Origin of the sequence: Streptomyces sp. NL15-2K, assembly GCF_030551255.1 — a bacterium.
Classification (GTDB): Bacteria; Actinomycetota; Actinomycetes; order Streptomycetales; family Streptomycetaceae; genus Streptomyces.
In genome coordinates, this window is record NZ_CP130630.1 from 5,504,395 (window position 1) to 5,524,691 (window position 20,297).

22 protein-coding genes are annotated in these 20,297 nt (G+C 66.5%); 12 read left to right on the top strand and 10 right to left on the bottom strand.

The features are described from left to right. The first annotated feature begins 100 nt into the window (after positions 1–100). The 5 genes from Q4V64_RS24640 to hemC all read left to right on the top strand — a co-directional run bounded on the left by Q4V64_RS24640 (position 101) and on the right by hemC (position 3,648). Positions 101–667, top strand: coding sequence for a phosphatase PAP2 family protein (locus Q4V64_RS24640; RefSeq protein WP_253267037.1), 567 nt, complete (start codon positions 101–103; stop codon positions 665–667). 171 nt (positions 668–838) lie between these two features. Continuing rightward, positions 839–1,258 carry a phage holin family protein gene (locus Q4V64_RS24645; RefSeq protein ID WP_124440940.1) on the top strand — a complete coding sequence of 140 codons (420 nt, stop codon included), beginning with the start codon at positions 839–841 and terminating at the stop codon, positions 1,256–1,258. Then, positions 1,255–1,725 (top strand): DUF3618 domain-containing protein, encoded by a 471-nt coding sequence (locus tag Q4V64_RS24650; RefSeq protein ID WP_124440939.1) that lies wholly within the window; start codon positions 1,255–1,257, stop codon positions 1,723–1,725. The genes Q4V64_RS24645 and Q4V64_RS24650 overlap by 4 nt, the downstream gene beginning before the upstream one ends. Beyond that, positions 1,722–1,988, top strand: coding sequence for a DUF4235 domain-containing protein (locus tag Q4V64_RS24655; protein ID WP_124440938.1), 267 nt, complete (start codon positions 1,722–1,724; stop codon positions 1,986–1,988). The genes Q4V64_RS24650 and Q4V64_RS24655 overlap by 4 nt, the downstream gene beginning before the upstream one ends. Before the next feature lie 718 nt (positions 1,989–2,706). Continuing rightward, the gene (hemC, locus tag Q4V64_RS24660; protein ID WP_124440937.1) at positions 2,707–3,648 is read left to right on the top strand and encodes a hydroxymethylbilane synthase; all 942 of its coding nucleotides are present in this window, start codon (positions 2,707–2,709) and stop codon (positions 3,646–3,648) included. On the opposite strand, the gene Q4V64_RS24665 is transcribed toward hemC, so the two are convergent. The 4 genes from Q4V64_RS24665 to Q4V64_RS24680 form a co-directional block, all read right to left on the bottom strand. Further along, positions 3,638–4,609: a hypothetical protein gene (locus Q4V64_RS24665; RefSeq protein WP_124440936.1), complete on the bottom strand. Its 972-nt coding sequence runs from the start codon at positions 4,607–4,609 to the stop codon at positions 3,638–3,640. The two genes, hemC and Q4V64_RS24665, sit on opposite strands and share 11 nt — an antisense overlap. A 104-nt stretch (positions 4,610–4,713) precedes the next feature. Continuing rightward, the gene (locus Q4V64_RS24670) at positions 4,714–4,905 is read right to left on the bottom strand and encodes a hypothetical protein (RefSeq protein WP_124440935.1); all 192 of its coding nucleotides are present in this window, start codon (positions 4,903–4,905) and stop codon (positions 4,714–4,716) included. A 133-nt stretch (positions 4,906–5,038) separates the two neighbouring features. After that, entirely contained in the window at positions 5,039–5,338 is a 300-nt protein-coding gene (locus tag Q4V64_RS24675) for a hypothetical protein (protein ID WP_124440934.1), read from the bottom strand. Next, positions 5,329–6,054 (bottom strand): ATP-binding protein, encoded by a 726-nt coding sequence (locus Q4V64_RS24680; protein WP_124440933.1) that lies wholly within the window; start codon positions 6,052–6,054, stop codon positions 5,329–5,331. Before Q4V64_RS24680 ends, Q4V64_RS24675 begins: the two co-directional genes overlap by 10 nt. 363 nt (positions 6,055–6,417) lie before the next feature. On the opposite strand from Q4V64_RS24680, the gene Q4V64_RS24685 reads away from it, so the two are divergent. Genes Q4V64_RS24685 through Q4V64_RS24700 form a run of 4 tightly spaced genes read left to right on the top strand, consistent with a single transcriptional unit; the run spans position 6,418 to position 8,374 of the window. After that, positions 6,418–6,825, top strand: a complete 408-nt coding sequence (locus tag Q4V64_RS24685; protein WP_124440932.1) for a hypothetical protein — start codon at positions 6,418–6,420, stop codon at positions 6,823–6,825. Continuing rightward, positions 6,797–7,321, top strand: coding sequence for a DUF6879 family protein (locus tag Q4V64_RS24690; protein WP_124440931.1), 525 nt, complete (start codon positions 6,797–6,799; stop codon positions 7,319–7,321). Before Q4V64_RS24685 ends, Q4V64_RS24690 begins: the two co-directional genes overlap by 29 nt. A gap of 6 nt (positions 7,322–7,327) precedes the next feature. Continuing rightward, entirely contained in the window at positions 7,328–8,182 is an 855-nt protein-coding gene (locus tag Q4V64_RS24695) for a helix-turn-helix transcriptional regulator (protein WP_172629253.1), read from the top strand. A gap of 9 nt (positions 8,183–8,191) precedes the next feature. Further along, a complete protein-coding gene (locus tag Q4V64_RS24700; RefSeq protein ID WP_124440930.1) occupies positions 8,192–8,374 on the top strand; it encodes a DUF397 domain-containing protein in 183 nt (60 codons plus the stop codon). Positions 8,375–8,661: 287 nt separating this feature from the next. Here Q4V64_RS24700 and Q4V64_RS24705 read toward each other — a convergent pair whose 3' ends face one another. From Q4V64_RS24705 to Q4V64_RS24730, 6 genes are all read right to left on the bottom strand, one after another. Beyond that, on the bottom strand, positions 8,662–10,857 hold the full coding sequence (locus Q4V64_RS24705) for a hypothetical protein (RefSeq protein WP_124440929.1): 2,196 nt from the start codon (positions 10,855–10,857) through the stop codon (positions 8,662–8,664). Positions 10,858–11,155: 298 nt separating this feature from the next. Further along, on the bottom strand, positions 11,156–12,871 hold the full coding sequence (locus Q4V64_RS24710) for a relaxase/mobilization nuclease domain-containing protein (RefSeq protein ID WP_124440928.1): 1,716 nt from the start codon (positions 12,869–12,871) through the stop codon (positions 11,156–11,158). A gap of 5 nt (positions 12,872–12,876) precedes the next feature. Further along, positions 12,877–13,428, bottom strand: a complete 552-nt coding sequence (locus Q4V64_RS24715; protein WP_124440927.1) for a MobC family plasmid mobilization relaxosome protein — start codon at positions 13,426–13,428, stop codon at positions 12,877–12,879. Between the two features lie 334 nt (positions 13,429–13,762). Continuing rightward, on the bottom strand, positions 13,763–14,545 hold the full coding sequence (locus Q4V64_RS24720) for a DUF2637 domain-containing protein (protein ID WP_253267036.1): 783 nt from the start codon (positions 14,543–14,545) through the stop codon (positions 13,763–13,765). 447 nt (positions 14,546–14,992) lie between these two features. Next, on the bottom strand, positions 14,993–16,252 hold the full coding sequence (locus Q4V64_RS24725) for a DUF3631 domain-containing protein (protein ID WP_124440925.1): 1,260 nt from the start codon (positions 16,250–16,252) through the stop codon (positions 14,993–14,995). A 236-nt stretch (positions 16,253–16,488) separates the two neighbouring features. Then, positions 16,489–16,719 carry a hypothetical protein gene (locus tag Q4V64_RS24730; RefSeq protein WP_124440924.1) on the bottom strand — a complete coding sequence of 77 codons (231 nt, stop codon included), beginning with the start codon at positions 16,717–16,719 and terminating at the stop codon, positions 16,489–16,491. 110 nt (positions 16,720–16,829) lie between these two features. On the opposite strand from Q4V64_RS24730, the gene Q4V64_RS24735 reads away from it, so the two are divergent. The 3 genes from Q4V64_RS24735 to Q4V64_RS24745 are packed head-to-tail and all read left to right on the top strand — an operon-like array spanning position 16,830 to position 20,284. Beyond that, positions 16,830–17,495: a helix-turn-helix transcriptional regulator gene (locus Q4V64_RS24735; protein WP_124440980.1), complete on the top strand. Its 666-nt coding sequence runs from the start codon at positions 16,830–16,832 to the stop codon at positions 17,493–17,495. After that, positions 17,492–19,030: a site-specific integrase gene (locus Q4V64_RS24740; protein ID WP_124440923.1), complete on the top strand. Its 1,539-nt coding sequence runs from the start codon at positions 17,492–17,494 to the stop codon at positions 19,028–19,030. The genes Q4V64_RS24735 and Q4V64_RS24740 overlap by 4 nt, the downstream gene beginning before the upstream one ends. A 24-nt stretch (positions 19,031–19,054) precedes the next feature. Continuing rightward, complete coding sequence (locus tag Q4V64_RS24745) at positions 19,055–20,284, top strand: hypothetical protein (protein ID WP_124440922.1); 1,230 nt, start codon at positions 19,055–19,057, stop codon at positions 20,282–20,284. Positions 20,285–20,297 lie beyond the last annotated feature (13 nt).

Sequence of the window (20,297 nt, forward strand, 5' to 3'; positions counted from 1 at the left end):
CATCGCCGCTGCCGCCCGTTCGAGTGCCCCCCGGAGAACTCCCAACGGCGCTCGGGTGGCCGGTGAAAGCCCATTCGAGCACGTTCCGGTGGAGAGCGCCGTGAACGGGGAGTCGCTGGTCATGGGAGTAATGGCGGGTCTGCGCGCCGGCGATCGCCGGCTGGCCAGGCGGGCGATCGCGGGAGGTCCGCCCTGGGTGCGGCGAGTCACGCCCGCGGTGAAGGAAGCGGCCGAGCACACCAAGCTGTGGTGGGCGTCGGCCGGAGTGCTGGCCGCCTTCGGCGGGTGGCGCGGCCGCACGGCCGCCGCCGCCGGGGTGACGGCCATGGCAACGGCTCAGGTGCTGTCGAATGCGGTCGCCAAGCAGCTGTACCGGCGGCGTCGCCCGCCGCAGGAATGGGTCCCGCCACGAGAGCTTCGAGACCGCCCGGACAGCTCCTCCTTTCCCTCCGGGCACACGGCAGCCGCCTTCGCCTTCGCCGGAGCCGTCGCAACGGTGTGGCCGGCTGCCGGTGCCGCTTGCGGGGTGTCGGCGGTGATGGTGGCCGCAGAGCGGATCCACAGCGGTGCCCACTACCCCGCCGACGTGGCCGCCGGCGGCGCGATCGGGCTGGCCGTGGTTCCCCCGGTGCGAGCCGCACCGCATCTGCTGCGGCGTGTGCTCTGACAGGCGGTTATGTGTCGCTGCCGGGGTACTCGGACCCCCGATCAGCTGGTGGAAGGAGAGATCGCCGACTGTTCGCCACTCGCAGGCGGACCATGGCCACTGCCGAGCACGACGAAAGCCGACTCCTCACCGGGCCTGCCGTAAACGCCTTCGAAGGACAGGTGAGCACCCATGACAGCAGATGGCTCTCCCCGCACGGGCAGCGGAGCGCAGGAACCGGTGGGCGAGCTGGTCCAGCGTGCCACGCAGCAGTTGTCTCAGCTGGTCCGCGATGAGATGCGCCTGGCCCAGGCGGAGATGACCGAGAAGGGCAAGCGCTTCGGCAAGGGCGGCGGTCTGTTCGGCGGCGCCGGTCTGTTCGGTGTCCTCACCCTGCAGGCACTGTCGGCCACCGCGATCGCCGCGCTGTCGCTCGTGCTGGATGTGTGGGCGGCGGCACTGATCGTCACCGGTGCGCTGGCCTGCATTGCCGGGCTGATGGCGGCTCTCGGCAAGGGCCAGGTCAGCAAGGCATCCCCGGCCGCCCCGGAAGAAGCGATGGACAGCGTGAAGGCCGATGTGGCCGAGATCAAGGAGAGGGCCCGACGATGACCGACGACAAGCCGCAGACGGGCGATGAGGCGACGCCCACCCCGCAGGAACTGCGTGAGCAGGTCGAGGCGACCCGTGAGGAACTCGGCGAGACCGTCGAGGCGCTCGCGGCGAAGACCGACGTCAAGACCCGCACCCAGGAGAAGACGGTCGCCGTCAGGCAGCAGGTCGCCGAGAAGACCACACAGGTCAGGACCCAGCTGCGGGACAAGACGACGCACGCGGCCCACGCGGTACAGGACAGGACGCCGGAGCCGGTGCGCGCCAAGGCCGCCGCAGCCACAGAGCACGTCCGCGACAAGGCCGTCCACGTCGGAGAGCTGGCCCGGGAGAAGGCCCCGGAACCGGTGCGCGAGAAGGCCGGTCGAGGCATGCGGGCGGCGCGGGCCAACCGCACCCCACTGCTCGCCGCGGTGGGCGCGGTCATCGCGCTGCTGCTCATCCGCCGCTCGAGGAGGCACCGATGAAAGCCGCGAAGATCGCCTACAAGCCGGTCGGCGTGGCCATGGGCGCCCTCAGTGGTGTCCTGGCCGGCGCGTTGTTCAAGCAGGTCTGGAAACAGCTTGGTCACGAGGAAGACGCCCCGGACGCCACCGACGAACACCGCACCTGGCGCGAGGTTCTGTCGGCAGCCGTCCTGCAGGGCGCGATCTTCGCAGGCGTCAAAGCCGCTGTCGACCGCGGTGGCGCCACCACCACCCGCCGCCTGGCCGGCACCTGGCCCGGCTGACCCTCCCGTCGAGGTCCCCGTCCCCACCCCGGCGGGCATCGATTCGAGGGCAGGCTTGAGGGTCTTGGGCCGACCGTCGGTTGTCCGTTGAGCCACGTCGTCGCCCGGCTGCGTGCGGTGTCCCTTCGTTGGGCCCTTGGTGGGCAGCCTGGGCCAGAGCTTCGCTTCCGCGCGGGCGAGTTCGCCGGCCCGGCACTTTGCGGCGTTGGTAGACGGAGAGGGTCGACCGCAGGGACGTGATCGACTCGCGGGTGCGGTCGGAGGGCATGCCCTCGATCAAATTCGAGGTCTGGGACGAGGCTGTGACCGCCTCGTCGGCGTGTGGGCGGCGAGGCGGTTGCCCAGGTCGGCGTTGATCGAGTGGCTGGACGGCATTGAGCACTCCTCGCCGGTGGCCGCCGCGGCCTGACGGGCCGTATGGCGGGGATGGCCGCCACTGCGGCATGTCCGCGCTGTCCCGCGTTAACCAGGGGTCCACCGACCTGGGCGCTCTCGATCCTGCCTGCGGTGAGATGCCCCAGGTCGATGCGGAGAGGTGGAGCGGAGCAGCAATTGGCTGATGCCGGATAAGCCCCGACCTCGGTAAAAGATCTGGGAGAACGAAAGTGCCAGGCCAGGTCGGTTGACCGTACTTTTCCCGACGAATGGTCGGGAAAAGTACAACTACGCAAGGACTACCATGGCTTGGCAGTCTATCGCCTGTCAGGAGTTGATCGCCGTGAAGACGTACCTGGTCGGTTCGCGCGCAAGCAATCTGGCTAAGGTCCAAGTGCGGGAATATCTCGCCCCACTTCGCGAGCGATTTCCAGGGATCATTTTCACGCACCGAGTCATTCTCGAAGGCGGCGACAAGGACCGGAAGTCTCGGCTGTCCGACGTGTCGGCGACTAGCGGTGGTAGTGCATTCAGTTCAGAGCAAGAAGCCGCCCTGAGCAGGGGGGACGTGGATGTCGTAATCCACTCGCTCAAAGACCTGCCGACCGCGAACCCGCCCGGCCTGATCCTATTGCCATCCCCCGGCCGTGAGGATGTGCGGGATGCCCTCTGCGGGAGCACTCTGTCCGGCTTGCGGAAAGGGGCGAAGGTTGGAACTGGTGCCCCTCGGCGAATTGCCCAGCTCCTGGCTGTCCGCCCGGACCTCGAAATCATTCCGATCCGGGGGAACGTCCCGCCTCGCCTGAAGAAGATTGAGACCATGGGTCTCGACGCCGTGGTCTTGGCAGCGGCTGGGCTTCGGCGCCTGGGCCTCGACGAGGAGATTGGTGAACTGCTGCCTCTGGATCTCTTCCCGCCCTCTCCTGGACAGGGTGCGCTGGGCATTCAGGTCCGCCAGAACAGCACTGAACTCCAGGAAATCCTGTCCAGCGTCGGGGATACGGCCGTTGACGCGCAGGTGCGGGCGGAACGGGCCTTGCTCGCCGAACTGCACGGCGGATGCAGCGTGCCCGTGGGCGCGTACGCCGAAACCAGGCCGGACGGGTCCTTGTCGCTCTTCGCTCAGGTCACGTCGTTGGACGGCGCCCGGAGGGTTGAGGGCACGCTGTCCGGCACGGTCGGCGAGCCGGAGAAGCTCGGTGCGGCCCTGGCCGAGGAGCTGATCGACCAGGGCGCGCGTTCCATCCTTGACGCGATTCGGGGCGAATCCGCGGTCAGCCGTTGAGGTAGCGGGCGATGTCCAGAGCCGCGTACGTGATGCTGGCCTCCGCCCCTCCTCGCTTCAGCATGGTGAAGAGTTCCACCAGCCGGCGCACGTCCCGCTTGCCGGTTGCGGTGTCCATGTGCGAGAGGGTGGTGTATTCGCCCGAGACCGAGAACGGGAAGAGAGGTGCCAGCGTGCGCTTCTTGAGCTCGGTGAGCACGTCGGCGCTGAACATCGCGGGTTCGAGCAGGAGCATGTCCGCGCCGTCGCCGACGAGCTGAAGAGCGGTGTCGATGAACTGCTCGGGCTTGCCGGGGTTGATCTGGAACTCGCGGTCGGAGCCCGCCTGCGGGGTGGCGCCCATCGTGAGCCGGAAGCCGTCGTAGAGACTGCTCCAGAAGATGACGTGCGGCATGATCGACACACTCTCGTGCCCTGCCGCGTTCAGCGCCTCGCGGGCGCCCTTGGTGGTCCCGACGACCATGGAGGCCGGCCCCACGATGTCGGCTCCCGCCGCCGCGTGCGTGACGGCCTGCCGGGACGTCACGTCGATGGTGGCAGCGATGTCCGGGCGCCCGTGCCCGTCGGTGACGTAGCAGAAGCCGGTGTCGGTGTACGAACACAGGCAGGTCTCCGTCATGACGGCGATCTCGGCTTCCGCGTCCTTCGCCGTCCGCACCGCGCGGGCCATCAGGGCATCCGGAACGACGGAGAACTCGCCGGCGGCGTCACGCTGGGTGGACTCCGCGAAGATCTTGACGGAGCGAATGCCGAGCTGCTTGGCCTGGCGCATCACTGCCGGGAGCTGCGCGACCGTGAGAGTCGGCATAGCGCGGTCGGCCTCCTCCTCGGTGACCAGTAAGACCAAGGACAGGTCGGCAGGGTCGAGCGGCGGGCCTTCGAGGAAGCGGCGAACGGCCGGACGGCTGCGGAGCGGGCTTGTGGCTCCATGAGTTCGGGCGGGTGGCGCGGTGACGCTCATCAGTCCCTCGTTTCGTCGTCGGGTGGCGCAATGTGCCCGTCGGCAGGCACGGAGAGATATGCGGATTGGTGCCTGCCGACGGGGGTCTGGGTGGGCGCGCGGCTCTACGTCTGCCCCAGGTGCTTGAGGTCCGCGAGCTTGGCTGCGGCGTCCTCCGCAGCGTCGGTGCCGACCTGACGGGCGGCTGAGGGGAGCCCTTCGTCCTTGGCGACGCCGATCCCGGCGCCTACCGCGCCGATGAGGTCGAACAGCTCGTCGTCGTCAAGTTCCTGTGGTTTCTGTTCTTCGGTTGCCAAGGCACCTCTCTTCTTCTCGTGGTCGGGGCGGCCCCGTCCCTGCCGCGACCCGTCCTTCTGAGGTCTTGGGGGAGCCTCCAGTTCGAACGGCAGGGACGGGGGGCGAGGGCCCGCCCATGGCGCGGCTGCCCAGCTACGCGACATGGGCGGGCGGTCTGTCGAGTGGCGCGCTGGTGGGCCACTGGGTGATGGGGCGAGGCGGTGCGGGCGCGGGCGTCCGGGGGCGCTGTTGGCGTACGGCTCGCTCACTCATCGTGTAGTGGAGCTGTTCGAGCCTGAACACGCACCACTGGCAGGCTTGGAGGGCGAAGGTCTCGCCTGCCACGGTGATATCGCCGATCTCCGTCACGGGAAGTCCGGTCCGCTCGCACCTGAAGCAGTTCCCTCCTTGCCAGTCGAACCGGCTCCACAGCTCGGCGGGCTTCAGTCCCATTCCGGCCCCTCCTCCGCGAGGTGAGGCAGAGGAGTTCCGCCGACCAGGGGCACGAAGCGCACCGGACGGGCATGCCAGACGAACTTGTACGGGCCGGCCGAGAGGGGCAGCGTGAACTCCTCGCCGTTCTTCAAGGCTTCGGCAGGCTCGCGCCATCCGTCGGACAGCCAGTCCCAGACGTAGCCAACCACTGACGCGTCGATGGCCGAGGCGATGACGCGCATCTGGATGCGAGCCCAACGGATCGCGCGGTCCGGCGTGGGGATGGCCGCGAGGGCGAGCTGCTTGCCGTCCTCCTGGCGCCACTCGCACCAGAACCCCGACTTGGGCACCACCGGTTCCGGTACTGCGATGGTGCACCACGTGAGGGTGCCGTCCTCGCTGCTCCCCCAGTCCTCGGCGAGGGCGTCGACGATCAGCATGCCGCGACCGCTCTCCTCGTCGTCGGCCGGTCTCTTCACCTGAGGCCGGCCCGGAGTTCCGTCAGCCACCTCGATGCGGACCTCGCCCCGCCAGTACGAGACGGAGAAGCTGACGTCCTCCGTCTCGCCGTATCGGATGGCGTTGGTGACCAACTCGCTGCTGAGCAGGTTGGCCGTGTCGATGCAGGAGCCGATCCCCCACAGCCGGAGGTGAGCGGCACTGATGCGGCGCAGCTGCCCTACTCGCTGCGGTGCTCGGGTGCAGGAGACGACGAAGCGAACTGGCTGGTCCATGTCTCTCCCCGGACCGTGTACCTGCGGAACCCTTCCCTGCGGCGGAACAGCACTGGCTATGCCGCCGGAAGCGCTCCGTAATCTCCCGCACGTCGCCTCGGGAGCGGTTGCACTCTGCAAGGCAAGAGCCATCGCTGTCCTCCGCACGTCACGGGCAGGAAGGTTGCTCTCGGCGCCGCACCTCAGGCGCGTCCGCCGGCTTCCCTTGGTTGCTCGGGTTTGGAGATGACCGTAGGACGGCTGTCTCTCAACCCCCAAGGAGATTGCGCGAGTTTGCAGCAAGTCGATTGACGGGGCAGAGCACCTCCCAGACCATCGTCATGTCGCGCAAACCGGCGCAAGGCAGCGGACGGGAGAGCAGCCGTGAAGCTACGGTTCCTTGGTAAGAACTCCACCCCCGGAGACAGCCCCACCCTGTACGCCAGTGACCAGGACAGCTACGTCATTCAAGGCTGGAAGGTGTTCGCGAACGACTTGCTCATGCGGCTCGACGTGCCGAAGGGCCAGACGGTGATCGAGGTGCCGCCGGAGCTGTTCGAGCACCTCACGAAGGATGAGCACGAGACCGGCGAGATCAAGCGCTTCACCGCCCCGATCATGATCGTCACAGAACAGGGCACATGCATCCTGCAGGGGCCGGAAATGCACGATCCCGAGGCGCTGAGTCAGATGCGGATGCCCGACTATGAGACCTGCATCGAGGTCCCCAAGTCCTCGATCACGGCCCTACTGGAGGAGAACGGTGGACCTGATCACCCCAGCCCAGCGTGACGAGCTGTTCAACAGCTTCGAACGCGACGCCTTCCACCTGGAGCTGAGGGACGACTACGGGTCTCCCGTCGAGGACACGCCCTACGCACGGTGGCAGCGGGGCGAGCCGGACGACTACGCGTGGCTCGACCCTTGGATGAGGCTGATGAAGCGCGTGACGGGCGAAGGGAAGACCGTCAGGCGCGTCCGGGTCATCACGGAACCGCACTCCCAATACGTCGGCTGGGAACACTCGTTGACCCACCTCAACCTGGAGGCCGGCGAGGACATCCGATGGCTTCCGCGGCACCAGCTGCCAGAGGGCATCACGTTCCCGGTCGACAGCAACGACTGGTGGCTGTTCGACGACCGTCTCCTCGCCGTCGGCCACTTCGACCTCGAGGGTCGAGTGCTGGGGTCGGAAATCGTCGAGGACCCGGACACCGTGGCCGAGTGCGTCCGCGTACGTGACATCCTCTGGGCCGCCGCCATCCCACACGCCGAGTACAAGCCCTGACCATCAGTGAATAACCAAGCTCAAGAAGCACGCGAGGCGCTGGGTGCCCGGCTGCGCGGATTCCGGAAGGACGCGGGGTTCGCGAGCGGCCGGGCATTCGCCGTGGCCACCGGTTGGGCGGAGTCCAAGGTCTCTCGGCTGGAGAACGGCAAGCAGAACCCCAGCGAAGACGACATCCGTGTCTGGTGCATCAAGACCAACAGGCAAGAGCACGTAGATGACTTGATAGCCACGGTGCGGCACATCGACGAGCTGTGGCTGGAGTGGCGCCGGCAGCTGCAGACCGGGGCGGAACGACGGCAGCGCAAGGCCCTGCCGGTCTACGCCAAGACCAAGGTCTTCCGCATCTGGCACCCGACGCTGGTGTGGGGAACCCTCCAGACGGCGGACTACGCGGCCGAGACGTTCAGACAGGTCGTCGACTACTACGAGATCCCCGACGACGCGGAAGCCGCCACGGCCAAGCGGCTCGAACGGCAACAGTACCTGTATCGGGGCAACCGGATCTTCAACGTGGTGCTCGGCGAACAGGCCCTCTACACCAACTTCGGCGGCCCGGAGGTGATGAAGGGGCAGCTCGACCGCCTGCTGGCGGTGATGCGCCTTCCCCGGCTGAGCCTGGGCATCATCCCCCGATCCGCACCCGTCGGCATCTGGCCCGGCAACTCCTTCTCGATGTTCGACGACAAGCTCGTCCTCGTCGAGACCTACTCGGCGGAGTTCTCCGTCACCCAGCCGCGAGAAATCGAGCTGTACACCAAGGCGTTCGCCCTCTTGAAGCAGTCAGCGGTCTACGGACCCGCCGTCCGAGACCTCGTCCTCACAGCGATCCACCACTTCGATCAGATGCCGAGCGACTAGGAGAGCACCATGCAGCCCGTGGCCCCGAACTGGCGTACCAGCTCCTACACAGGGACGGAGAACTGCGTTGAAGTGGCCGACAACGACCCGAAGCACGTGATGGTTCGGGACACGAAGGCCCGCGACCGGGGAATCCTGGCCGTCCAGCGAACCGCCTGGACGGCATTCGTGGAGCACGCCAAGCAGGGATAGTGCTGAGGGTGTTCGGCCGGCCCTCTGAGGCGAGCATCGCACTCCCCCGTGGCCTACCTCGTCGGACACCTCACCTGGCTCCGGCTGGGCCTTCCTACCCCGTGGAGCGACTACGACCGCTAGCGCAAGACCACCGCGACAACTGGAGCTGAACCCGCCCGGAGCGCTCGCCGCCCTTCCGCGCGAAGCCGAAGTTGCGGAGGCACGGCTCAGTCCGCGTCCGGCGCTGCCGACTCAGCCTCCGCCAGCAGCAGATAATCGGTCGGGTGTGGAGTCGTGGCGGGAGGCTATCCGACGGTCGGCGGCACTGCGCGAACAATTTTGAGGAATTGCTCCCCACTCACATGGAGGTCCAGCAGGGTCTTATGTGGAAGATTTGACCGACCGAATTTTCCCCCTCGGTGCAGTCGACTTGTGTCCACTATGGCGTGCATGGAACGCGCGCCATGAATATACTCACCGACTCCGAGGAAAGCCCTGACTACGCCTTCGTCGACGTCAAGCTCTTTTTCGTTGTCCCGGTTGACTCTTTTTCCTATGCCGGCGTCATTGAGGAAGTGGTTGAGGAGGAGCGCACGATGGAACATCCAGCCTGCTTCTTCCTCATGTTGATCGGGTCCAGGGTTGGGGCCAACTACATCTAGATAACCCTGAAGACGACTGGCGAAATCGCCGGCCTTCGAATGACCCTTGACCTTGATGGCGTTTTCCATAAAATCCGCGTAACGATGGAAGATTCCCCCGGCGAAGACAAAGATTGCCCGTCCAACAGGATGAACGATTTCACCTTGCTGAAAAGTGCCGTCCTGCATGGGCGACAGAAAGTACGGAAGCCAACCCAATGGCGTTCCATCGTAGTTTGAATCGAATTCATCCCAGAAGACCAAGGGCGCTTCGCCCTCAAGAGCCCTATCCCTGACTTGATGCAACCCAGCGATCAGACTGGCGACAGATTCGAACTGCGAGACATTGAAGGTTAGCCCGCCTTTCCGATCGGGATACAGAGATTCGACGACTTCCCGAACAGCGAATGACTTCCCGTCACCTGGCCTGCCAAATACCGCTATCGAGCGAGGCTTGGTCTTCGTTCGATCATCGATATACTCGCGTATTAGGTTCTGCACAATCCGCAGACCTTCAATCTCATGCAAATCAGCCGTGATGAGTTTATTAAATTTGGCGACGGGAACCCCCTTCAGCTTGTCACGTCCTTGCAAAGCGACGCTCACTGCCTTCGTCTCCAATGAATCAGCGGTCGTAAATCGGGACAGAATCGACCAGGTGGGTAGCTCAGATCCTAGTCTGGGCTCTGGGACACGGACACTTTCGAATTGATCCTTCGCCTTATACTTCTTGCTCATGCACCCGTTGAAGAATTCCATCCTTCCTGGCTTCCTTCTGCTCTCTGACTCACCAAATGGTTGGGAATGGAAACCTAGCTCACGGATCGCATGCATGGCGGAAAGACCCAGGTGAACGCCCTCAGAGACGGCTTCATTGAGCCCAGCCCCGTCCCCCGACCTGTCCAACTTCATCTCGCGCTTCAGCAGCGAACGTGCGATTGCGGCGGCAAGAGCTTGCGTGTATCCGAACATGCCCCCATCGTTACTTTTCTCCCAAGTTCCCTCCGTGAACTCCCGGTGAAAATACAAGACGTGCCGAGAGGGGCCTTCCGTACGGTCCACGAGGAACGCGCCAGCGGGACCAAAGGAGATCACCAGCCTCTTGTATTGAGCAAGAGTCCTCAGTGCTGCATGTGGGCTGCTGGTAGCTCGATTGAGCTCTGCTAGAACATCTTGGGTGGAACGCTCCCAGGAAAGGCCACGGCTTATTGCTGCGCCAACTTCTCGCAGACTCGCAGCTGTCACTATGGGTATGATTCGCTTCTCATGCCCGAAGGAGTTGGAAATCTCTTGCCAGAGGGCGCTATCCCCCTTTAGCACCTGCGTTCCGAGTTTTACGATTATCCAGGCATCATCATTTTTCCCGGCTAGCTCGAATACGGACTTACGCACATTTTCGCTGTTTCCGAATCCGAAACCTGCATCATCGATGAGGAGCAGAGACAGCTCTTCATTGTCATCGACTTTTGGCTGATCAAGAGGACCTAGTCCGTCGTGCTGTGCATGAAATCCGAGGAACTCGCGCACACGCACCCGCCGTTCGACTTCCTCACTCTTCTTCTCCGGCAACGGGAAGAATTGTACTATGTTGTACGAGTGATGGAACCGATTGTCGCGACTTGAGGGTTTATCGAGGATATCTTTGGAGATTTCCTGGCCGCGCACTTTTGCCTTATTTCCAACGGCCATTTGGACAAGTTGACAGAGGCCGAGCGCACCACCCCAATGCCAGTGGGTAGTGGCTACTGAATTCAGGCGTTCTTCCATCGTTGGGCACCGATGGTCTGGCAGCATCACAGCCCAGTCAATCGTCGGATCACCGGTTACGGCAATAACGTGCCTAGTGTCCTTGGAGTCCATGACTGATCCCCAGAGTGCGCGACTAAGGACGGATATATCCCAGCTGAGCGATAATTGACTCGTCATCACTAAGTCGAGGGCTCGCCAATCACTCTATGGCGTTGGTGATCGGGCCGTACCGTTCGGCCTACGTCCCTCTGCCCAGACTACGTCGGGCAGAGCCCGATTGCGCGGTGAGCGCGGCCTGCCAATTGTCTGGTGGGGACAAGTCGTAGGGACTGGTGGCCTCGCCGCCACGAATGGCGAGGCTATCAGTCTGGCTTGGCCATGCCAGATGAGCACACGGAGCGCTGGAGGTCTACCGGCGCTGTCGGTGCTGCTGTTCGGTAGGCGATGAAGTCACCGCCGGGATCCGACCGATTCCGGTCTGCTGAGCGGGGGTCGAGCCTGCCATGGTCGACTGCAGGCGGGCGGCTTCGGCGCGGCGGTTTGGCGCTGGGTTTCGGCCGGTGTGCTGAATGCGGGTGATGAGGACGCGGGCGGGTTGGCGGGCGGTGGTCAGTTCGCGCTGGGCAGCGGCTTCCTTGAGGAGTTGGTGGGGTTGGTGACCGCGGGCTTCGGCGTCGGCGAGGACGGTGGCGAGCGCGGGCCAGGCCGGGTCGGCGAGGATGCGCTCGGCGTGGTCGGGGACTGCTGCTCGTACGTCGCTGGCCAGAACGCGGCGGGCTTCCTCCTTGGGCGGCCGGGCTGTGAGTTCGGCGAGCGTCGGGGCGAGAGCGCGGTCGGCGGCTGTCTGGAGGTGCTGGACGGCTTGGCGGGCGGCGTCGGCCTGGTGGGCGTGGTTCTTCGCTTCGTGCCAGCGCCCGGCGACGATGGCGGCCCAGACGAGGGCTGCGATCAGGGCGGCCAGTGCGCTGCCGTCGGGGCCGGTGGCGGTGTGGACGATGTCGCGTGCCGCGCTGCGCAGGGCGTGGGCGGCACGGTCTTCCGCCCGGATCTGGGACCGCTGGGCCCGGGCGAACGCCTTGGAGGCGGCCTGGAGTTCGGCGTGCAGATTGGCGGGTGCCTTTTGGGCGGTGGCTTCCAGCAGTTCGCCGAGGGCGGTGATGTGGGCCTGGGCATGGGTGTCGTCGGCGAGGTCGGTGTGGAGGGTGTCGAGGGCGTCGGTGGCTTGGTGCCACGGGGTGTTTGGGTGGTTGCGGCGGGCGGTGGGGTGTTCTTCGGGCCGGCTGGATTCGAGGCGGGCCTTGATTTTGGGCAGGGAGAGGTCGGGGGAGATCTTGCTTCCGGGGTGGTAGATCTGCTCGCCGGCCTCGTTGACGTCGCCGGGGCGGCCGACTGCGTATCCCAGGAGGTCGCCTGACGGGCCGCGCCGGACCTGGACCTCGATGCCGCCGGCTTCGAGGTAGGTGATGAATTCCTCGGCGTTGGTCACGTGGGGGATGGCGGCACGGATGCGGTCCTGGAGCCACTCGGGGCTGGGCTGTTCCCAGCCGAGGCGTTCGGCCTTGTGCATCTCGGCCTGGGTAGGGCGGCGGGCGCCGGTGCGGTCGCCCTTCTTCAGGCGGCGCAGCCCGTAGTCCTTCTCGATCGCGCGGCAGGCGTCGCCGACGCGGATGCCGCTGTCGTGGAGCTTGGGGCGGCGTCCGTCTTCGCGGACGGTGGTGGCGAGGATGTGGATGTGGTCGTCGGCGTGGCGGACGGCGATCCAGCGGCAGGCCAGGTCGTCACCGGCCGGAGCGATGCCGGCGGCCTGGACGATGCGCTGGGCGATCTCGGCCCACTCGGTGTCGGAGAGGTAGCGGTCCTCTGGGGCGGCGCGGACCGGGCAGTGCCAGACGTGGTCGGTGACCAGCTTGCCGAACTCGCTGTTGCGCAAGGAGACCGGCTCGTCGAGGTAGCAGCCGAGTTCGGTGAGGGTGGCGTTCTCGTCGCGGCCGGGGTCGGGCATGCCGAGCATCGCGAAGCCGGCCACGATGTGCGGGTCGAAGTGCTCGTCGTGGGTTCCGCGGCCGTAGAGGTAGGCGAGCAGGCCCCGGGTGTTGGTCCCGGCGGGCTTGATGGCGGCGATCACGCTGTTCAGACCTCCTCCGGGTCGGCGGGCTGGTGCAGGGCCTCGGCGATCAGCTCCAGCAGGTGGTGGAGTTCGTCGAGGCGCTGACGTATCTCGGGTGGGGTGTGGTCGCTGTTGAGGGCGCGGGCGATCTGGTTGACGTTGACGCCGATCCGGTTGAGCTGGCGCAGAACACGAGCACGGAACATGTGTGTGCGGCGGCGGTCCTCGGACAGGGGCAGGTTGGCGGTGAACCGGCCGGTGATAAAGGCGAGGACGATGTCGGCGGCGAAGCCGGAGTCGCCCTTGTAGCCGTGCTCGGCAGCGGCCTCCTGGAGACGGGCTCGTTGGTCGCCGGTGAAGCGCAGCGGGCCGACACGGTCGTTGCGCTTGGTGCCGGTGAAGCGGCGGATCGTGGGCTGCACGCTCTGCACGGCAGGCTCGCCGACGACGACGGCTGCGCTGTCTTTGGGGCGCAGGACGGCTCGCTGGACGGAGTGAAGCGTGTCCAGGTCGGAGCCGCCCTCGGCTCCGACCCTCTGGTCCGGCGCCCCCTGGCGCTGGGCCGTCTCCGCCACCCCCGGGGCGGAGACTCCCGAAGTCCGGCCTTGAGTCGGACTCGCGGTACTACTGGCTCCGCCAGGGGCTGCCTGTCCGAACGCCTGCCGCAAACGCCCCGTCAGCGTAGGGGACTTCTCTTGAGGCAGCGGCTCGTCGGGAGTGCGGTCGGAGCGGTGCGGGGCATGTGTCACGGGCGGTTCTCCAGAAGGGGCGGGGCAGGCGCGTCGACGGCGAAGGGCTGGCTGAGTGTTGGTGGCCGGCGCGCCATCCACAGGTGTGGATAAGCGGCTGCAAGTGGGACGCTGGCCGGGGTGACCGGAAGGGGTTCCGGTCACCCCACAGGGATTCCGGTCAGCCGCTGTCCGGACCGGTCTCGGCGGCGGCTTCTATTTCGGGCCGGAGGATCTCCATCACCTCGGTCTGCCGCTCACTGCCGATCGTCAACTCCCTGTCCTTAACTGCCTTCCGGAGAAGGGACCGGCTGAGCGTGCCGTGCTCAGCGAGGGCGATATGACCGATCTCCACGAGCTCCGCGAGCGTGGCCTTTGGCGGACGGCCACCGCGCGGCTTGCTCTCCGAAACCACGGGCGGTCGTTCCGTCGGCTGGACGGATCCGACGGCCGGAGGCTCAGTGGGCCGGACCGGCTCAGCCGGTGGCTCGGCGGGCGCGGTGACCGGTGGTATCGGCGCCTGGACGGGCGCGTTGTCCGAGTGGTCGACGAGCTGGTGGATCTGCCGCATCAGGACGCCGAAGGCCAGCAGCGCGGCGGTCGGGGGAACCGCGGCGACCACGTAGTCGAGCATGGGCACGGTGCCTGCATTGCCTGTGCCGTTGACCCCGGCCACGTTGAGCGCGATGGAGCCGACCGATCCAGTGGCGGTGAGGACGATGGCCCAGCCGTCGGTCATCCGGCGCAGGCCCGCGCGGAACATGAGCAGTTCGCCCGCGACGATGAATGCGTCCAGGGTCGCCGGCCAGGCCCACTGGCGGACCGGGGAGCTCTTGAGACCGTGCTGTCCGGCGACCTGAGCGAGATGCGCGTACGACAGCCAGAACCCGCCGGCGGTGAGCGCCACAATGACGACTCCCGCCGCGACGAGCGCGTACCGCTCGGCGGCCTGCTTGGTCGTCATCGGCCGCCCTTCGTTAGGGCGATGGTCCCGGTGGGTGGGTGTGGAGAGGATGGTCAAGCGGGGTTCTCCTGGGGTGATGGCGTGGTCCGTCTTTGCCGTCTTGGCCGTTGCAAGCGCAGGTCAGGGCCGGTACGGCAGCAGGGCCGGTGTTCCGTCCTGGCGGCGTTGACGCGTCTTGGGGCACGCACGGGCAGTGGAGCTGCGGTTCGGTGGCCGTGGACGGATCGCATCCGTCTTACCGTCCCGGCCGCATGCGCTGTGGCCTGCGGCGATACGGCGAGGACGCCCGGGACGACACAAGACGGATCAGGGCAGCGTTCTGTTGGTGGCAGCGCGTTCTTCATGATCGCGTTGCCGTCTTGCCCCCGGTTTCCGTCCCAGCCGCATGCGTTTGACCTGCGACATCACGGCCGGGACGGCAGGGACGGTCACCAGGGGAGGCGGTGCTCAGCCCGAGGCGGGGGCTGGCTCGGCGTTCACTGAGTGAACGGTGGGGCAGTAGCGCCGCCACGCGTCGAGGAACTTGTTGCGCATGTAGCCCTTGCGCTGGGTTCCGTCGGCGAGGCGGACGTTGCCGGGCTTGATGTCGTACCGGCGCAGCATCGCCGCCAGTTCGCGGGCGGTCAGCCCGTTGCGGCCCCATTCCGCCCACGGGCTCTCGGCGTTCTGCCGCAGGTGGTGCAGCAGCTCGTCGGTGGAGAGGCTGTCGACCTCGCGCTGGGCGACGAAGACCCTGCGGATGTCGGCGAGGATCCGGGCCTCGCCGGGCTGGTCCTCCTCCGCCTCGATCTCCGCAGCCACCATCCCCGCACACGCCTCGCGGGTACGGCGGGGCCAGGACCCGGCGGCGAGGTCGGCCACGATGATCAAGGGCTCCCAGGTGTCGGCAGCCCGGTCCTCCACTGGCATGTCCGGCTCCAGATCCGCCGCCTCGTTCAGCAGCGGCCTGGCCCAGGCGGCGATGCGGTCCCGCAGATCATGGAGCCCTGGGATGTCCCGGCGGGAGCGGAAGGGCTTGACGCTCTCCCCCTCCGCCCGACGCCGCATCCGGATGACCACGGACCGGTCCATGATCGTGTCAGGCAGGTCGCCGATCCCCGCGAGGGCCGCCATGGCGAAGGTGGCGAACCGGTGGGGTGTGTGGTCGTTGCCGACGACCCGGGTGACGTAGCGGTTGCGCTGGTGGCCTGCGTTGAGCAGGCCGCGCATCTCCTCGTTCTTCTCCGCCTGCTTCGGCGTGCCGAAGATCGTGTCCGCCTCGTCCACCAGGAGCGTGGGCGGCTCCTCGGTGATCGAGCGGAAGACCGCCGCCGGGGTGGTGTTGATGGTGAGCATCGGCTCGTTGACCGTTTCGGTCAGCACGTCCAGAAGCCGCGACTTACCGCACCGCTTCGCCGGCCCCACCACCGCCAGACGCGGCGCGTGCTGCCACGCGGGCTGCAAATGCGTCGCCGCCACCCACAACGTGACCGCATCCAGCGCCTCCGGTGAGGGCAGGATCACAAACTTGGCTATCTGCGCTCGGAGTTCATCCAGCAACGCCGAGCCATGCGTCGGCTCCGGATCCGGAGGCGTGTCCGAGAGCTCGGCGGCTTCGACCGGCGCGGTGTTCTCGGGTTCGCGCTGGCTAGCGCTGCCCGGCACCGCGACCGGCGGCCAGTCGGCGGAACTAGGCGCGGAATAGGACGCGGGCGTCTCAGGTTGCACTGGGCGGCTCCTCTTCCTGCGGCGCCGGGCATGCAGGCCCGGCGGGCGCGGGTCGTTCGCGGGGATGCGGGCGGTGGAGTGTGTTGGGCCTCCGGCGGTGACGCGCCGGGGGCTCACCCGTTTCTCGTGGGCTGTCGGCAACGGCCGGGGAACAGGGACAGTACGTCCACCCCTGGCAACAGTCCAGCGTTTCTGTGTCAGCTCAGCGCAGAACCGTTTGCTACGCGGCCGCCCCTTCACGCAGCCAGCCCCAGCAGATCAAGCAGATCCGCGGTCACCACTCGGTAGGCGTTGCCCAGCCTCAGCACCTTGCACGGATACTCACCCCGCTTGGCCAACTCGTACCCCTTGCTCCGCCCGAGCCCCAGAGCACGGTTACTGGTATCCAGGTCAATAGCCACGGGAAGGGCGAGAAGCTCTTCCCGACTCATCCCCTTCGACCGACCGTCCGTCACGTCTTCGCGCATGCAGTGCGCCCCTTCGGTACAGCCCTCGGCGAACGTGCCCATCACGTCCGGCTCCAGGCGTATACCAACAAGGATGACCAAGCTAATGTGTCTTCATGACACAACACGGTTTGGATGCTGAAGAGGACGACGTCCCGGAGTGGGCGGATCGGATCAAAGCCAACATGGCCGGCGAAGTCCGGCGGAGAAGGAAGGCAATGGGATGGAGCGCACAGGACCTGGCAGACCAGTGCGAGCGGCTCGGGCATCCCATCCCACGCAACGTGATCGCCAACATGGAATCCGGACGCCGGGCCAACCTCCCCCTGGTGGACGTCATGGTCCTGGCCGCCGCCCTGGAGACCTACCCGGTCTGCTTGATCTTCCCGGTCGGCTACGTCGAGAAGACCCAGGAACTCCCCTTCCAGGACCTCATCCCCACCTGGGACGCCCTACGGCGCTTCACCGGCGAGCAGGAGGTGCCCGGCCGCGACCCTGGCCTGGTCGCCGACTTCGAGCACCACGCCAGCCTCGTACAAACCGCCCTCGCCGCGCTCGAAGAGGAAGAACGCGCGAGGTTCGCAGCCAAGACCGCCACCAGCCGCGCCCAGCAGGAAGAAGCCGAGCGCAAGCGGACCAAGTACGCGGACGAGGCCATCTCCGCCAAGTACAACCTTCGCCACCTCCGCCGCCGACTCCGCGAGGAGGGCGCCACCCCACCCGACCTGCCACCCGCACTGGGCGACGTCGACCCGCCCGAACCCGAACCCAACACCACCCCGGAGGAACGTCTTTGAAGGGCTCCACCCACCGCCGCTGCTACTGCCGCGACCCCAAGACCGGCAAACCGCTCGGCAAGAGGTGCCCCAAGCTCTCCAGCCGCAAGCACGGCTCGTACTCCATACGCCAGGAACTCCCACCCCGCGAGGACGGCACCCGCCGTTCCTTCAATCGCGCCGGCTACGAGACCCTGAAGGCCGCCCAGGCGGACCTCGACCACGTCCGCTCCCTGCTCGCCCTGGCGGACAAGGACGACCCGGACCTCCTCCAGCGCCTCGTAGCCATGCTGGAGGAGGTCGCGGACGAGAAAGCTCCGCTGCCGGCCATCGAGGAGACCCAACGCCGCCTGAGGGCGGGCCTGGCCCTCCGCGGCAGCCTCACGGTCGGCGAGTGGCTCGACCAGTGGTTCGCCGCGAAGAAGCGTCGCAAAACCACGCTCAACGGCTACGCGTCCCACATCCGCGTCCACCTGAAGCCCCGCATCGGGCAAGTTCGCCTCGACCGCCTCAACGTCGGCCACCTGGTGGAGATGTTCGACGCGATCGCCGACGAGAACGAGGTCATCACGGCCGAGAACGAAGCCCGCCGCGAGCAGATCGCCCGCTGCAAGCCGAGCAAGCCCGGACGCCCCGTCGGAGCCGAGCGGAAGCTGCTCGCGGCCGAACGGGCCAAGCTGGCGGAGATGAAGCCGTTCCGCAAGACAACCGGCCCGGCCAGTCGTCAGGCGATCCGCCGCACTCTCCGCGCGGCTCTCAACTCCGCGATTGCCCAGCAGCTGATCACCTTCAACCCGGCGTCCCACGTCGAGTTGGAGTCAGGCAGGCGTCCGAAGCCCCTGCTGTGGACGGAAGAGCGAGTTCGGCGGTGGCGCGAGACGGGCAAGATCCCTGGGACCGTCATGGTGTGGACGCCGCAGCAGTTCGGCGCTTTCCTCGACGCAGCCGAGGGCAACCGCCTGTACGCAATCTTCCACCTAATGGGCACCCGTGGCCTCCGTCGTGGCGAGGCAGTCGGCCAGGACTGGCACGAGATCGACCTCGACGTCGGCCTCATCACGCCCGCCAAGGAGATCGTGGTGGACGGCTGGGACACGTACGAGTCCGAGCCGAAGACGGATGGCAGCGCCAGCACGATCGCCCTGGACAGCTTGAACATCGCAGCCCTGCGCGAGCACCGCGCCCGCCAGCTGAAGGAGCGGGAGAAATGGGGTGACGCCTGGCAGGACACCGGCAAGGTGTTCACCCAGGAGAACGGCGCCTGGCTCCACCCCGAGACCGCGTCGGAGACCTTCCGGCAGATCCTGGCCCGCACTGACCTACCGCCGATTACCCTTCGTGATCTACGTCACGTGTCGGCAACCCTCACCCATGGCGGCGGCGGCGACCTCCACACGATCAAGGAAACGCTTCGCCACTCCACGATCACGCTGACCTCGGACACCTACACGAGCTTGCTCCCCGAGGTCGACCAGGCAGCCGCTGAAGCAGCGGTCCGGCTAGTGCCACGCGCCCGCCCTGGCAAGGCCGCAGAAATAAATCAGGCCACATCATAAGAAAAACCGCGCAGCATTGCTGTCATGGAAAACGAGAGCAACCTGTCCATCATCCTGATCACGATGGACCGCGCGGCAGCGTGCACCGTCTTCACACGTTCGGACGGGAAGGAGGCCCGGCTTCCGTTGGACCCGTCCCCGTTCGAAGACACGAGCGTCCTAGCCCGGCTCGACTTCACCCCGGCTTACGGAGCGCTCCTCGCCACCACTCTGAGCGGCGATCAGGTCCTCTTTGAGATGCCGCTGGAAGGGGCCGGTGATCAGCTGGCAGGACGGCTCGTCGTGTACCTCGACCAGAACCAGTGGAGCCTGCTGAGCAACGCCGATCGCGGCGCAGAGAAGAGCAGCGCGGTGGACCGGGTCGCTGCCCGAAAGCTCAAGGAGTGGGTAGACCAACGTCGAATCATCCTACCTGCCTCTGCCGGCCACTACTTCGAGACCGGCAAGCGGTTCAGCACGGACAAGCGTTACGACCTCGGACTGACGGTCTTGCAGTACAGCCGCGGCTGGCAAATGCGTGATCCGTTGCAGGTCCGGCGGAACGAGCTTCACGATGCCTTCTGCCACCGAATGGACCGGCCCGGCAGAGTACGCTCCGCCCCGGTCTTCACTCTCGACCCGGACGCCCTATACGCCCCCACCCGGTGGGCTGGTGTTGAGCGAACGCCAACGCCACAGAATCGCTTGGCTTTCCAAACCAAGGCGCTGCTCACTGCATCCGTTTCCATTGATGCCATGCTCGACACCCAGCGGGTCGAGGAGGGACCGGATACCGGGTGGATGGCGGCGAGCCAGCGCTTCAGTGACTGGCTGGATGAGCTGGATCAGGACTCACAGCAGAAGCGCAGGGCCATCGACATCCACATCGTGAAGGACCTACAGCAGGAACTGGCGGAAGAGGCAGCTGCGGCAGACGTTCCGAAGGAGCTGTTCCGCCAGTGGGGCTTCAAGGGATGGGTGCGGGCCATCGGAGGGGCTCCGGCCGTCGGCCTCTTCCGGGAAATGCTGCAGAGCCGGCACCTCAACAAGGGCACAACATGGCGACACAATGACTTGACGGACATAGTGTACCTGTCCTGCGCAGCCGGATACGCGGACTTCGTCGTCTGTGAGAAGCACATGCGCGACCCATTGCAGCACGGCTTGAAGCGCATGGGACGCTCGGCACAGGTCTACCGTCGACTTACCGACGCTGTAGCGGCAATCGAGGAGCTTCTGGAAGCGCATTCCTCCCCTGCCAGTCCCGCGCAGTAGCTCTGGCGGGACC